The organism is Flavobacterium sp. LHD-85, assembly GCF_030929595.1.
In the GTDB taxonomy this organism is placed as follows: Bacteria; Bacteroidota; Bacteroidia; order Flavobacteriales; family Flavobacteriaceae; genus Flavobacterium.
In genome coordinates, this window is the sequence record NZ_JAVFVR010000005.1 from 335,677 (window position 1) to 350,800 (window position 15,124).

15 protein-coding genes are annotated in these 15,124 nt (G+C 32.4%); 11 read left to right on the forward strand and 4 right to left on the reverse strand.

What is annotated here, in order from left to right; all coding sequences use genetic code 11:
* Positions 1–125 precede the first annotated feature (125 nt).
* The gene (locus RB618_RS11460; RefSeq protein ID WP_308068838.1) at positions 126–1,037 is read right to left on the reverse strand and encodes a carboxylesterase family protein; all 912 of its coding nucleotides are present in this window, start codon (positions 1,035–1,037) and stop codon (positions 126–128) included.
* 261 nt (positions 1,038–1,298) lie between these two features.
* Between RB618_RS11460 and RB618_RS11465 the strand changes: the two genes are divergently transcribed.
* The 4 genes from RB618_RS11465 to RB618_RS11480 all read left to right on the forward strand — a co-directional run bounded on the left by RB618_RS11465 (position 1,299) and on the right by RB618_RS11480 (position 4,862).
* A complete protein-coding gene (locus tag RB618_RS11465; RefSeq protein ID WP_111285800.1) occupies positions 1,299–1,595 on the forward strand; it encodes a DUF493 family protein in 297 nt (98 codons plus the stop codon).
* A 4-nt stretch (positions 1,596–1,599) separates the two neighbouring features.
* On the forward strand, positions 1,600–2,325 hold the full coding sequence (locus RB618_RS11470; protein WP_308068839.1) for a DUF4290 domain-containing protein: 726 nt from the start codon (positions 1,600–1,602) through the stop codon (positions 2,323–2,325).
* Between the two features lie 199 nt (positions 2,326–2,524).
* A complete protein-coding gene (gene murA, locus RB618_RS11475; protein WP_308068840.1) occupies positions 2,525–3,838 on the forward strand; it encodes a UDP-N-acetylglucosamine 1-carboxyvinyltransferase in 1,314 nt (437 codons plus the stop codon).
* 148 nt (positions 3,839–3,986) lie between these two features.
* Positions 3,987–4,862: a cation diffusion facilitator family transporter gene (locus RB618_RS11480; RefSeq protein WP_308068841.1), complete on the forward strand. Its 876-nt coding sequence runs from the start codon at positions 3,987–3,989 to the stop codon at positions 4,860–4,862.
* A gap of 202 nt (positions 4,863–5,064) precedes the next feature.
* Here RB618_RS11480 and RB618_RS11485 read toward each other — a convergent pair whose 3' ends face one another.
* The 3 genes from RB618_RS11485 to RB618_RS11495 form a co-directional block, all read right to left on the reverse strand.
* Complete coding sequence (locus RB618_RS11485) at positions 5,065–7,554, reverse strand: DUF5686 and carboxypeptidase regulatory-like domain-containing protein (RefSeq protein ID WP_308068842.1); 2,490 nt, start codon at positions 7,552–7,554, stop codon at positions 5,065–5,067.
* Positions 7,555–7,701: 147 nt separating this feature from the next.
* Positions 7,702–8,115 carry a type II 3-dehydroquinate dehydratase gene (aroQ, locus tag RB618_RS11490; RefSeq protein ID WP_066035150.1) on the reverse strand — a complete coding sequence of 138 codons (414 nt, stop codon included), beginning with the start codon at positions 8,113–8,115 and terminating at the stop codon, positions 7,702–7,704.
* Positions 8,116–8,242: 127 nt separating this feature from the next.
* Entirely contained in the window at positions 8,243–8,803 is a 561-nt protein-coding gene (locus RB618_RS11495) for a porin family protein (protein WP_308068843.1), read from the reverse strand.
* A gap of 290 nt (positions 8,804–9,093) precedes the next feature.
* On the opposite strand from RB618_RS11495, the gene RB618_RS11500 reads away from it, so the two are divergent.
* The 7 genes from RB618_RS11500 (at position 9,094) to RB618_RS11530 (ending at position 15,113) form a co-directional block, all read left to right on the forward strand.
* Complete coding sequence (locus RB618_RS11500) at positions 9,094–9,657, forward strand: outer membrane beta-barrel protein (protein ID WP_308068844.1); 564 nt, start codon at positions 9,094–9,096, stop codon at positions 9,655–9,657.
* Between the two features lie 204 nt (positions 9,658–9,861).
* Positions 9,862–10,443, forward strand: a complete 582-nt coding sequence (locus RB618_RS11505; RefSeq protein WP_308068845.1) for a porin family protein — start codon at positions 9,862–9,864, stop codon at positions 10,441–10,443.
* A 144-nt stretch (positions 10,444–10,587) separates the two neighbouring features.
* Positions 10,588–11,082 carry a hypothetical protein gene (locus RB618_RS11510; RefSeq protein ID WP_308068846.1) on the forward strand — a complete coding sequence of 165 codons (495 nt, stop codon included), beginning with the start codon at positions 10,588–10,590 and terminating at the stop codon, positions 11,080–11,082.
* A gap of 138 nt (positions 11,083–11,220) precedes the next feature.
* Entirely contained in the window at positions 11,221–11,727 is a 507-nt protein-coding gene (locus tag RB618_RS11515) for a hypothetical protein (protein WP_308068847.1), read from the forward strand.
* Between the two features lie 142 nt (positions 11,728–11,869).
* Positions 11,870–12,451, forward strand: coding sequence for a porin family protein (locus RB618_RS11520; RefSeq protein WP_308068848.1), 582 nt, complete (start codon positions 11,870–11,872; stop codon positions 12,449–12,451).
* A 90-nt stretch (positions 12,452–12,541) separates the two neighbouring features.
* Positions 12,542–13,438 carry a site-specific tyrosine recombinase XerD gene (gene xerD / locus RB618_RS11525; protein WP_308068881.1) on the forward strand — a complete coding sequence of 299 codons (897 nt, stop codon included), beginning with the start codon at positions 12,542–12,544 and terminating at the stop codon, positions 13,436–13,438.
* Positions 13,439–13,592: 154 nt separating this feature from the next.
* A complete protein-coding gene (locus RB618_RS11530) occupies positions 13,593–15,113 on the forward strand; it encodes a PAS domain-containing protein (RefSeq protein WP_308068849.1) in 1,521 nt (506 codons plus the stop codon).
* Positions 15,114–15,124: the final 11 nt, after the last annotated feature.

Consider the following 15,124-nt stretch of genomic DNA (forward strand, 5'->3'; position numbering starts at 1 on the left):
GATTTGCGAGAAATTGTTTTTTCTATAAATATTTTGCTCCGCTGGAGCAGTTTTTATTTGAATTGCCGTTGGTTTTAACCAACGGGTTTAAATGATTATTTAAATCTTGGCTTTAGCCAAATAAACTATTCGCAAAATGAATACTTCCCAGAACTTTTTCCATTTTTAGAAGGCATAATCAAATGCGATTGGAACTTTTTACCATTCAAAACATCATTCACAAAATCTAAAACATATTGCTGTCCTTGATGAAAAAGATAACCCGAAAATTCATGTCCGCCACCGCAGAAAGTAATCAGTTCGATATCTTTATGTAAATCATTCATTTGATTATAAACCGCATAAGAACCAAAAAGAATCAGCCAGCCAGAAGCATTTGTCGGACAAGAACGGTGCGAACCTGCTGAATAAGGAACCGTATCATCATTATTTCCATGTGCTAATAACATCGGAATTGCTTTTTCTTTCGTAATCAAATTAATATCCTGAATCGCTCCCGAACCTCCAATGAACCCTTTGTATTTAAAGTTTTCTGGGAGATTGCTTTTGTATAAGTTCATTAATTTATAATCCCAAAATGAAGCGTGGAAACCAATTTCGGCTCCGGCACTAATTCCAGAAATAAAGATTTTTGAAGTATCAAGATTATATTTGTCAGCATTCTCAACTAAGAAAGCGGTTGCCTGCCACATATCGCTCACGCCAATTTGAATCGCTTTTATTTTTTCAGTCAAAGTTCCTTTACAGCCAAAATCTTTTCCTTTCATATACAAACTATATGAAATGCTTGCAACGGCATAACCATTTTGTGACATGAATTTTCCAAAATCTTTTTCATTTGTTCGTTCTCCGCCCGAAAATCCTCCACCAAAAGCAAACATAATCAACGGGATTTTTTCGTCTGCTTTTTTCTTTGGCAGATATAAATCTAGATCTAGTTTTAAAGTGTCGTTTTGGAAATAAGTTAAAGTTTTAATTTCTTGTGCTTGAACTGAATTTAGTGTAAAAGCGATAAGAAGTAAAAGGAGTTTTTTCATTTTAAATGGTTTTAATCTCGCAAAGCCGCGAAGTCGCAAAGTTTTTCTGCCACAAATTTCACGAATTTTCGCTAATTATTATTTTTTGATTTGCCAAGTTAATTAAAATTAGGGAAATTGAATTTTAGGATTTAATAATTTGTGTTAATTAGTGTAATTTGTGGCAAAAAAACAGCCTCATTTTTAGAGTCAAAAAATCTAAAATCTAAAATCTGAAATCTGAAATCAAAAGCGTATATTTGCGTTTATTTTTAATTACGAATGGAGAACGATAAAGAAAAAAACACCGCCGAATTTTACGAAAGATTAAAAGTAGAGCTAGATAACGCAAACACTTGGCCAGCAGAATATTTGTATAAATTTATTGTGCCTTCTGTAGGTGATAATGTAGAGCGTGTTGAAAAAGCTTTTGATAGAATGGGGGCGGTTATTAAAACAACAAAATCAAAAACAGGTAAATTTACCAGTGTTTCTGTAGATGTTACGATGCACAGCTCAGATGATGTGATTAGTAAATACAAAGAAGTTTCTACAATAGAAGGTATAGTTTCATTATAAACTTATGATCGAAAAATATAAAAGAGAAGCCGCAAGCGACGTTGTGTATAATTTAGAATACAATTCTGAAAGACAGCGTCTAATTATCCCAGAATACGGTCGTCATTTGCAAAAACTGATTGATCAGGCAACTGCAATCGAAGATGATGAAACGCGCAATAAAGCTGCGAAATATATCATTCAGGTTATGGGAAGTCTGAATCCGCATTTGCGTGACGTACCAGATTTTCAGCATAAACTTTGGGATCAGCTTTTTATTATGTCTGATTTTAAATTGAATGTTGAATCTCCGTACCCAATTCCATCAAGAGAAGTTTTGGAGCTAAAACCAGATGCTTTGCAGTATCCGCAGAACTTTCCAAAATATAGATTTTATGGTAACAACATCAAATATATGATTGATGTTGCGAATAAATGGGAGGAAGGCGAAATGAAAAATGCGCTTATCATGGTGATCGCCAACCATATGAAAAAATCTTTCTTAAGCTGGAACAAAGATACCGTAAAAGACGATGTGATTTTTGAGCATTTGTATGAATTATCAGGAGGCAAAATCAATTTATTGCATAGCACGGAAGAATTGTTAAACACAACAGATCTAATGCGTACAAACAAACGCATGTCTAATAAAACAGCTTCTGGTGCTCAGCCAAAAATTCAGAACAACAAAAATAACAATAACAAAGGCGGTCAGAAAAAGACATTTCAAAAAAACAATAATCAGAAGTAAAAAAGGAGCTAAGAGGCTATCCTGATAGCTATCGGGACTAAGTTGCTAAGTTTTTTTACTTAGATACTTTAAAAAAAACAAACAAAAACAAGAATAAAAAAGCTGCTAAGCTACTAAGCGTCTAAGTTGCTGAGTTTTTTTACTTAGAATCTTAGAGTCTCAGAATCTTAGAAACTTTGAAAGAACCTAAAAAAAATCTATGGGAATTTTTAAAATCGAAGGAGGAACTCCTTTAAAAGGAGAAATCACTCCGCAAGGAGCAAAGAATGAGGCATTACAAATTTTATGTGCCGTGCTTCTAACAGGAGAGAAAGTAAAAATTAATAACATTCCTGATATTATAGACATCAATAAATTAATCACTTTGCTGGGGAATTTAGGGGTGAAAATTCAACGTAACGAACCGGGTTCAATTACTTTTCAAGCTGATGAGGTTAATGTTGGATATTTAGAAACTGAAGCTTTCAAAAAGGAAGGTGGAGCGCTTCGTGGTTCTATTATGATTGTTGGTCCGCTTTTGGCTCGTTTCGGAAAAGGATATATTCCAAAACCAGGTGGAGATAAAATTGGCCGTCGTAGATTAGATACTCACTTTGAAGGTTTTATTAACCTTGGAGCAAAATTCAGATACAATAGAGAAGATCATTTTTATGGAGTAGAAACTCCTGAAGGAGGTCTTAAAGGAACAGATATGCTTCTAGATGAAGCTTCTGTAACTGGAACTGCAAACATTGTAATGGCAGCAGTTTTAGCAAAAGGAACAACTACAGTTTACAACGCAGCTTGTGAGCCTTACTTACAGCAATTGTGTAAGATGCTAAACTCTATGGGAGCTAAAATTACAGGAGTTGGTTCTAACTTATTGACTATCGAAGGTGTTGAAAGTCTTGGAGGTTGCGAGCACAGAATTCTTCCTGATATGATCGAAATTGGTTCTTGGATTGGTCTTGCGGCTATGACAAAAAGCGAAATCACAATCAAAAATGTAAGCTGGGAAAACTTAGGTTTGATTCCGAATACGTTTAGAAAACTTGGAATTACAGTTGAGAAACGTAATGATGATATTTATATTCCAGCTCACAAAGATGGATATGAAGTAAAAACAGATATTGACGGTTCTATCTTAACTATTGCCGATGCGCCTTGGCCAGGATTTACACCTGACTTATTAAGCATCGTTTTGGTTGTAGCAACTCAAGCTAAAGGAGACGTTTTAATTCACCAAAAAATGTTCGAAAGCCGTTTATTCTTCGTGGATAAATTGATCGATATGGGAGCAAAAATCATGTTATGTGATCCGCACAGAGCTGTGGTTATGGGACATAATTTCGAATCTCAATTGAAAGCAACTACAATGTCTTCTCCTGATATTCGTGCGGGAATTTCATTATTGATCGCTGCGCTATCTGCAAAAGGAACAAGCACAATTCAGAATATTGAGCAAATTGACCGTGGATATGAGCGTATCGATGAGCGTTTAAGAGCAATCGGAGCAAAAATCGTGAGAGCTTAAAAAAATATTTGCCACGAATTCACGAATTAAACTAATTCAAAATTTTTAAAGTCAAATTAAACGAATTTCATTTTAAAAATTAGAGAAATAAGATAAATTCTAAATTTTGTTTAATTCGTGAATTCGTGGCTAAAAAAAATGTCTTTAAATGACAAACGAACAAAAAGCTGTAAAAGCTACTATTTTTAGTATAATAGGAAACACCTGCCTGGCCCTGATAAAAGGTCTCGCAGGTTTTTTTGGCAATTCTTATGCCTTAATTGCAGATGCAATTGAATCGACAACAGATATATTTGCGTCATTTTTGGTGTTATTTGGAATCAAGTATTCGAATAAACCGGCTGATGAAAACCATCCTTACGGTCACGGCCGTGCAGAACCTCTTATTACGTTTTTGGTTGTTGGGTTTTTAATTACTTCGGCAACAATTATCGGTTACGAAAGTATTGCAAATATTGGGACTTCGCACGATTTACCGAAATCTTGGACTTTGTATATTTTAGGTGCAATTATTATTTGGAAAGAATATTCTTTTCGTTTGGTAATGAAACGTAGCCGACAAACAAATAGTTCTTCTTTGGCAGCCGATGCATGGCACCATAGAAGTGATGCTATAACTTCTGTAGCAGCTTTTATCGGAATTTCGATTGCCTTGATTATGGGTAAAGGTTACGAATCTGCAGATGATTGGGCAGCACTTTTTGCGGCTTTTTTTATCCTGTATAACAGCTATAAAATATTTAGACCGGCACTTGGAGAAATCATGGATGAAAATCTAAACGATGATTTAGTAGAAGAAATACGTGTTGTTGCTTTGACAGTTCCAGGGATTCTTGGAACAGAAAAATGCTATATCCGAAAAGCAGGAATGCGTTATCATGTTGATCTTCACGCCATAGTTTCGGCTAAAATTTCTGTAAAAGAAGGTCATGATTTATCTCATAAACTTCAAGATACTTTAAAAGAACAAATTCCGCAGTTAGGAAATGTTTTGATTCATATAGAGCCAGATGATTATTCTTAAGGTGCAAAGTTGCAAAGGTTCAAAGGGACGAAGGTTTTTTCGCTGAAACTTTTATCAAAGATTGAAATAAAAAATCCGTTTATTAATATAATAAGCGGATTTTCTATTTGATATATTTGTCTTCTGAGCGTGATGAAGTTTCGAAAAGAAATCTCACAAAGTATTTAAACTCTGAACCTTTGTCTCTCTGAACCTTTGCGCCTTAATCTAATGCATTTAAAATCTTCAAACCAAACACAACGCCATTTTGCTGAATTCCTCCTTGATAAGAATGGACATAATCTACTCGAAATAGTTTAAATTTTCCGAAACCTAAATTGTCTAAACCAATTGTAAATTCAGAGTATGGTTTTTTGTCTGGAATCGCTAAAGCATGAAAACCGATATTCATTGTTGATTTTAAAAGATTCAATAACGGAATTTTATTCATGATAAAACCAGTGTCGTTGTATTCTGTATGCATTTCAAAATAACTGTCGTTTGTGCTGTTAGAATAGTAAGGCATCATGTTGAAAACATTTAAATAGCGTTCGCTTGTTCCAATATGAGTTTGATTTCCGTTAAAATGTCTGTAATCGATAAATGAGATATTTTCAGCATTAAAGAATTTTCCGCCTCTAAAATTGGTTCCTAGAAGGCCTTTATTTCCAAGTGATAAATCATATTGAACAGAAGCTCCAATTCGTTCGTATTCATACTTTTTTTCGCTTGCTGCGAATGCTTTTTCGAATGCAAGATAAACTGTGGGATATTTATCATCTTTAAAATTAAATCTTCCGTCTGGTCTTGAAATGTATTTGTTTCCAAAATTAATTCTTGTTGTTACGAGAGTTTTAAACAGATGATGCTGATCAAAAGCCGGAGTTGTAAAATCGTTTGGAGCCAAAGGATTATTAGAAGAATAAATATCATCTTTTTTAAAGAAAGAATAATCAGTTGTATTGAAAAGCGGTTTGCGCTGCTCGTAACCAATTTTTGCAGTAAGATTTATTCCGTTTGCAATATCTTGTCCGTAATTGATTTCAGCAAATTCTAAGTTGTACAGTTTCATATAGTTGTCTTTAAAAAATAAAGAACTTATAGAATTGATAAATTTGCTAATTGGTTCAGCGCTATTAAATTGGGCTGTTTTTACACCTCCAGAACCCCATATTGTAGCATAATTTATTGTATTGAAACGATGGCTAAATTCACCAATTGCACGAAAACGTTCATCAGAAAAGCCATAATTAAAAGTAGTGCTTATTGAAGTGTTTGTTCCTTTTTCTTCATCCCATTTTCTAAAAGAAAAGCCTGAATCTAGATTAAAACCCTGTACGGTATTAAAACTTAGAGAAGCAATATTTAATAGACCTTTATAATCAAAAGAATATTTCTTAAAAGTGTTTTTATAATCATAGCCCATTAAAACATCCCAAATCTTAAACTTATTGTTTTTGGCGTCAATAGAATCGGTGTATTTTTTTGATTTTCTAATGATTTGCAAACTGTCTTTTTTTGCATAATCACTGCTTTCTTCAATAGTTAGCGGAATCGGACGAATTTCATTCCAGAAAGCATCGTCTTTTTTATTCGCATTGAGGTCAAAAGCCACTAGTTCATTCCCGAAAGTTTTCTTGTCAAACGATGCTGGAAATTCATAATTCGAATATACATAATTGAAATTTCCAGAAAACTTTACGCCAAAAATACCCGCATTAAAAGAAAGCGTCTGTGCATTTTTAGACCAGATTTTATTTTTGGAATTATAGCTGAAACTCTGTTTTAAAGTCATGATTTCTGTAAACTCGTTTTTCATTCGATACCCCTTGATGTCTAAATCAATGGCATAAATCGCAAAACTGTCATCTACAATATAAATATAACCTTCAAAAACAGGTTCTTTATCGCGCTTTGGAATTACTTTAATTTTATTAATCTGTTGATTGTTGTCGTCATAAAAAGTGCTTTCTAGTTTGTATTTGTAATAATTGAAAGCATTATCGGCGATAGGAGAGATGAGTTTTACATCAAAATCTAAAGTGTTGTCATAAAAATCATAAGTCGATAACGCAGCTGTGTTATAGCTATAACCGCGATTGTTTCCTGAAATTTTAGAAGCGATGATTTTCTCTTTTAGTTTATCAGGTTTTTCAAAAGTAACTTTCGAAATAGTTTCAGATAAATACAAAATTCCTGTTCCAGTCGAATCTAAGTTTGAAGCCATGTCATCACCTAGATCTACTTTTTTGCCGAGAATTTTTTTAGGAAGATCTTTGACTTTAAACATTCCTTTAGAATAAAAATCGGCTGTATATCTTTCGGTTTTATCTGAGTTTTCTTTTTTATGAGCTATTGCACTTTTTATAATAGCATTAGCAGGATTGTTTTTAGGGTCAATGATAACTTCATTTAAAGCGAAACTTTCTTCTTGAAGTTTAACATCTAAATTAACTGTTTTTGTTGCCGCGAGAACAGTAATTTTTTGAGTTTTATAACCTAGATATTGAAAAATGATTTTATTTCCTCCAATTTCTTTTACGTTTAGCTGATATTTTCCCTGTTCATTTGTAGTGGTTCCAGCATAAGTGTTTTCTTCAAAAACCGATACAAAAGGAAGCGGATTTCCTTTGTCATCTGTTACAGTTCCTCTTATTTGAGCAAAATTGGAAAACGAAAAAAATAGAAAGGCAAATAAAGTATAGTTTCTCATACAGGTGTGGTTATCCTACAAAAATATAATAAGTTAAATCTGAGCTTATTAATAATTTGTTAAATTGAATGAGAGGATTTGTCTAACTGAACGAAGTCGAAGTTATTTATTTTAAAAGCCTTCGACTTCGCTCAGTATAACATTATGCTATAAAAAAGACTGAATAGCCAATTCGTAACTTTTTAGGCCGAAGCCTAGAATAACGCCTTTTGCGTTTCCAGATAAATAAGATTGATGTCTAAAGCTCTCACGTGCATAAGTATTTGAAATATGAACTTCAATTACTGGAGTTGTAACCGCTTTCATGGCATCACCCAAGCCAATAGAAGTGTGGGTATACGCACCGGCATTCAGAATAATTCCATCAAATGAAAAACCAACTTCTTGAATTTTACCAATCAGTTCGCCTTCAATATTACTTTGATAATAAGAAAGTTCAATGTTTGGGAATTTTTGTTTCAACGTTTCAAAATAATCTTCAAAAGTTTGGCTTCCGTAAACTTCTGGTTCGCGTTTTCCTAAAAGATTCAAGTTCGGTCCGTTGATAATGCAGATTTTCATATGTATTTTTTATTTTGAGATATGGGCATTGCTATTGATTTTTGCAATTGCCATTGAACTTTGTAAAAATAAAAAAAACCGCACTAATAAATAGAGCGGTTTTTATAAAAGTATGTGATATTCTTTTTTAGAACATATATCCAGCTGAAAGTTGGAATACAGAGTTTTTAAAATCAGCTTCTTCTGAAATTTCTGTTAAACCTATTCCGTAACGAGCTTGAACAAAAAGACCTCCAACAACTTTTAATCCTAAACCTGCGTTAAGAGAAAAGTCAAATGTTTTTGGATCTGCAGCATCAAATTCTTTTTTATTGCTAACAAGGAATGATGCCTGTGGACCAAGCTCTAAGCTTAAAGATTTAGTCATATAGATTTTTGCCATTACTGGAATAGCGATATATCCCATTTCATTTTTAAATTCTGAAATAGCATTTTTATAAGTAGCTCCTTGTGTAGAATATAAAAGCTCTGGCTGAATTGAGAATTTTTCTAATAACTTAAGTTCTGCGACAAGACCTGCGTGGTAACTTGTAATACCTTCTTTGTCAACAGAAATTCCTTCGAAGTCAGAACCTCCAGTTTGGTTAGCAAAGTTAACCCCTGCTTTAACCCCGATTTGTACAAATTGTGCGTTTACTGCTGCTGATGTTGCTAGAAACAAAACAGCTGCTAAAAGTATTTTCTTCATAAAAAGGTTTTTAAAAATTGGTGTTTTAAAATGTTATTTAAAGTTCAAAACTACATATTTAGCATTTTATTGCATTATAATTTGCATTAAATAATTACTAAAATTCCCACTCAAATTGATTTTTTATGTTCGAAAAACCTCTTTTCTTCTTTCAATGCTTTGATTTTCAATTGTTCAATACCGGTTTTATTTTTGTCTTATTTTAATACTTTTTAAACTTATTGTGGAGTATGTTTTGTAAGTCTAATCTTAGTTTTGTTGAATATTAATCAAATAATATTTAGAAAATTATGAAAAAAATTGTTTTGGCTGCTATTGCAGTATTAGGCTTTACATTTGCTAATGCGCAAACGGGAGGATTTGCAAAAGGAGCTACATTTATTTCTGGAGCTTTGAATGTAAGTTCAGAAAAAACAGGTGATGCTAAAAGTAGTGGTTTCACAATTGAGCCAAAAGTAGGTTATTTTGTTACCGAAAATATTGCGATTGGTGCAAAATTAGGATTTGGCTCAGACAAAGTAGGTGATGATAAAACAAACTCATTTACTGCGGGAGCTTTTGGTAGATACTATTTTACGCCTGCTTCTCAATTTTCAATCTATGGACAAGCTGGTCTTGATTTTACAAATTATAAACATAAACCGGGTGATTTTAAATCAAACGAGATTGGAGCAAACGTTGGTTTAGGTTTGAGCTATTTCCTATCTAATCATTTTGCAATTGAAGCTACTTGGCTTGGTTTAGGATACAGCGTAAATAACAATGGAGGGCACGGAGCCGAAAAAACTAATTCTTTTGGTTTTGGTACAGACTTAAGAGATGTAAGTTTCGGAGTTGTTTATAAATTCAAATAAAAAACATTTAGTTAGTTTTTTAAAGGCCTTTCCTTAATTTTTAAGAAAGGTCTTTTTTATGCTGAAAACTCTAATTTTTAAATGGCTTAATTTAAAATTAACAATTAGCGTGGTAGTTACTATTTTATTTGTTAAATTCCTAATATACATTTATGAAGAATATTTTTATATTTGACTCATTAATTTAACCCAAAACAAATTAGAATGAAAAAAATTATCTTATCTGCCATTGCAATTATGGCTTTTGCATTCGCAAATGCTCAGTCAACAAGATTTGGAGTAAAAGGAGGTCTTAATATTTCAAATGTAGTTGGAGGAGATGTGGAAAATAATAAAACATTAGTAGGTTTTCATATTGGTGGTTTAGCCGAAATTCACGTAGTTGAAAAGTTCTTTATTCAGCCAGAGCTTTTATTCTCTGCTCAAGGAGCTAAATTCGATGGGCCTTTTGGAACTGATGGAGACTTAAAATTGAATTATTTAAATATTCCAGTATTAGCAAAGTATTACATTGTTGATAATAAATTTAGCGTAGAGGCAGGTCCTCAACTTGGTATTTTATTGTCTTCTAAATTAGATGGTGAAGATTTTAAGGATTATACAAGGTCAACAGACTTAGGCTTTAATTTAGGAGCTGGTTATAATTTTACAGATAATTTTTCTGTAGGTCTTCGTTACACTATTGGTTTATCTCCTATTACGGATAATGATATTGATGATTCAGAGGAATATTATGATAGTGCAAAAAATAGCAACTTGCAACTTTCTTTAGCATATAAATTCTAATTTATAAATTTATTTTTATAAATATTTCCAAAAAGCCTTTCCCAACGGAAAGGCTTTTTTACTTATAGATTTTTGTCGCAAAATAAAACTATTTTATGTAAGTATATTTTTATATTTTCGCGACAAATTTAATCTAGTATAAAAATGAAAAGAATTCTTTTATCTGCGTTTGCATGTATGGTATTTGCATTTGTGAATGCTCAAGATAACCATTTTAAAGTAGGAGCTCACGTTGGTCTTCCAATTGGGAAATCGTATGATTTATTTGACATGAATTTAGGTGTCGATGCCGCTTATCTTTGGAGTATTAACGACAAATTTAGTGCGGGAGTAACAAGTGGCTATACAATGTATATTAGTAAAACATATATAGGACAGGCTGGAAGAATGAGTAGAAGTACAAATCAAGATTTTGTGCCAGTAGCGGGAACAGCGCAATATTCATTATCAGAGAATTGGTTTCTTGGTGCAGATTTAGGATTTGCTGTTAATGTCTATGGAGATCTGGATCGAGGCATTTTATATCAGCCTAAGTTTGGTTATCAAACAAAAAAGATTGAATTGTTTGCAGCTTATAAAGGAATTGCAGATGAATATACGGTTTCTTCTCTGAATATTGGATTTAATTATAAGTTCTAAAAATCTTAATTAGTACATAACCTTCTAAAAAAAAATGGAAGGTTTTTTTTATGTAAATTTTTTCTATTAAATGTTTATTTGGTAAGTATATTTTTATATTTGATTAATTAATTCTAACTAAATAAAAGATCTTAAAGAATGAAAAAAGTTATTTTATCTGCTCTTGCAGTTATGGCATTTGGTTTTGCAAATGCACAGGACGGACATTTTAAAGCAGGAGTTCATGCTGGTGTAGTTCTAGGTGATTTAAAAGATTCATACACCTCTAATTTTGGTGTTGATGTGGCATATCTATGGAATGTTGCCGATAAATTTAGTGTCGGGGCAACAAGTGGTTATACCGTTTATATCCCGAAATCTTACAATTATAATGATATCTATGGCTCATATAGAGTAGAAAGTTCTGAAGCGGGTTTTATTCCAGTTGCAGGAACAGCACAATATTCAATAACTAATTATTTGTTTGTTGGAGCTGATTTAGGATATGCTATTTATGTAGGAAGTGGCAGCGGAGATGGAGGTATTTTGTATCAGCCAAAATTTGGTTACCAAAATAATAAAATCGAAGTATTTGCTTCTTATAAAGGAATATCTGATGATGCAACGTTATCTACTTTTAATATCGGATTTAATTACAAGTTCTAAAAAAAATCTTAACTAATGAATAACCTTCCAAAAAAATCAGGAAGGTTTTTTTTATGTGAATTTTTCAGATTAAATATTTATTTAGTAGGTAAATTTTTATATTTGGTTAATTAATCTAACTTAACAAAAAGATCTTTAAAGAATGAAAAAAGTTATTTTATCTGGTCTTGTACTTATGATATTTGGTTTTGCGAATGCCCAAGGAACTGGGAGTAGATTTGGAATCAAAGGAGGTGTTAATTTTCCAAATAGTTCTAGTGATTTTCATGAAAATGAAAATTTAATAGGGTATCAGGCTGGCATTTTTTCGGAAATTAAAACAGATGAAAGATTTGGTATTCAGCCAGAACTGCTATATTCAACTCACGGATTGAAAAATAAATTTGTAAAGGACGGTATAGCCTACGATCATAAGGTTGATATGAGCTATTTAAATTTGCCTATTTTGGCTAAATATTTTGTCACTCAGGGATTAAGCGTTCAGGCAGGTCCTAAAATTGGTTTTTTAATGCATGCTGAAGAAAATGGTATAAATATTACAGATCATGTTAAAACTATCGATTTTGGTTTGGACTTTGGTATTGGTTATAATTTTCTTGAGGTTTGTTCGGTAGATCTTCGCTATAGCTTAGGTTTGTCAAATGCCCTGGATTTTCATGTTGGAGATGATAATTATAAAATTAAAAATAGTCTATTTTCTTTGGCTGTGGGATATAAATTATAATATTTAGATAAAAAAACTTTCTCTTTGAGAAAGTTTTTTTATCGCGTTGTATGGGACATTTTTATGTTTAAAAATGTTTACTTTGTAAATATGAATTGGAGCAGATATATAAAAGATTATCAGTCGTACTTGAGGATTGAAAGGGGTTTGTCTAAAAATACAATAGAAAACTACGGCTTTGACATTGAGCGTTTATGTCTTTTTCTGGAAATTAATCAGATTGATGTTTCTCCAATAAAAATTTCTGATGAAACACTGCAGCAGTTTATTTATACTGTGGCCAAAGAAGTAAATCCAAGATCGCAGGCGAGGATTATTTCTGGGCTTAAAAGTTTCTTTAATTATCTGGTTTTTGAAGATTATAGAAATGATAATCCTTTAGAATTAATCGAAGCGCCAAAAACAGGCCGTAAATTACCCGATACTTTATCGCTAGAAGAAATTGATCGCTTGATTGAAACCATCGATTTAAGCACCAATGAAGGCGAACGAAACCGTGCGATGCTTGAAACGCTATATGGTTGCGGATTACGTGTTTCTGAATTAATTTCGCTTAAAATTTCAGACCTTTTTTTTGACGAAGGTTTTATTAAAATTACTGGTAAAGGAAACAAAGAAAGATTTGTTCCTATAGGATCATTAACGCAAAAATATATTGACATTTACCGGAATGCTGTTCGTTCTGGTCTTAATGTTAAAAAGGGAGCGGAAGATACTTTATTCTTAAACCGAAGAGGAAATCAGTTAACTCGTGCCATGGTTTTTACAATCATTAAAGATCTTGCTCAAAAAATGGGACTCAAAAAGAGCATAAGCCCACATACATTAAGACATTCTTTTGCGACACATTTGCTTGAAAATGGCGCAGACTTGAGATCAATTCAGTTAATGTTGGGACATGAATCTATTACCACAACAGAAATTTATGTGCATTTGGATCGCCGTTTTCTAAAAGAAGTAATGCATAGTTTTCATCCCAGAAAATAATTTTTTACCGTATTGTGTGTTTTTTGTTTTGAAAATTTATATATTGTGTTAAAATTTTGTTTTAATTTGAATAAAAGGCACTGAAACATTGTCGTTTGTTTTGCTTTTTCTGAATAAGTTCTCAATATCTTATTTACATAAAAAGAAGTAGTATATGGTTTTTGATTTGTATGGAAATGAAGATTGCTTAGAGGTAAATAATTTTTATAAAAAATTGTTGGCCGAAATGCCCGACCTGCTTTTTCAGTTTGTTATTGATGCTGATAATAATTACTCGTTTCCTCTTGTAAGTAAATCAGCAGATGAGATATTTGAGCTTTCTGTAGCAGATTTTAATAATGATATTAAGTTTATAGTTTACGATCGAATTGTACCGCAAGATCGTGAGCTTTTTTTTCAGTCTTTGATCAAAGCTAGAAAAGAAATAAAACCTTGGGAAATAGAATTTAGGGCTACTCTTCCTAAAAAAGGAATTCGCTGGTTTAAAATTGCCGCAAAAACAGAATCTTCAGCAAATGGAAATGTGGTTTTTTATGGTCATGTTTCGGATATTACCGAATTAAAAGATAAAGAAGAAAAGCTTAGAATTTCTGAAGAGCGTTTTCAATTTGCTCTCGATGCTTCTACCGCCGGGATTTGGGATTGGGATATGGTTACCAATAGCGTTTTTTATTCTTCTCTGTCTCTTAAAATATTAGAATTGGAATCTACTGATATTTTTGATGATCCAGAACGATGGGATAAAATTGTGCATCCTGATGATCTTCCGAAATATTATTCAGATATTCATGAACATTTTGACAATAAGATTCCGTTTTACGAAAATTACCATCGTGTAATGACTTCTAGCGGTAATTACAAATGGATTTTAGATCGTGGAAAAGTAATTAAGCGTGATGAAAACGGAAAGCCTTTACGTGTAATTGGGACTCATACAGATGTTTCGGCGCAGAAAGAAAAAGAGCTGGAACTAATGAAAACAATGAAACTGTATAGCGATCAAAATAGTCGATTGCTGAATTTTTCGCATATTGTTTCTCATAATTTAAATACACAGGCTGGAAATATAAAATCGATTTTAGATCTTATTGATGCAGATGTTAGTAAACAAACTGTAGCAGAGATGCTGGAATACTTGCGAGCTGTTTCTAATGATCTAAATGAGACTATTTCAAATCTTACTCAAATTGTAAAAACACAGAGCAATATTAACATTGCGGTAGTTCCGTTAAAGCTTTGCGAGTATATTGAGAAAACTATTTCGACAATTAAGGGGTATGATAAGCAGCGAAAAGTTACCATTGTAAATAATGTTCCAAAGTATTTAACGATTAATTTTAATCCAGCTTATATGGAAAGTGTTTTGTTGAATTTTACAACAAACGCAATTAAATATGCGCATCCAGATCGAGATCCGATTATTACTTTTGATTTTGCAATTGAACCTGAAGGTTATAAATCGCTCACAATTACAGATAATGGTTTAGGAATCGATTTGAAAGTTTATGGCGAATTATTATTCGGAATGTATAAAACTTTTCATAAGCACGAAGAAGCTCGAGGAATTGGCCTGTACATTACAAGAAATCAAATAGAGGCCATGAAAGGAACGGTTGAAGTAGAAAGTGAAGTAGGAGTTGGAACAAGCTTTAAAATCGTTTTTAATGATATGTAAAATGTAAATAG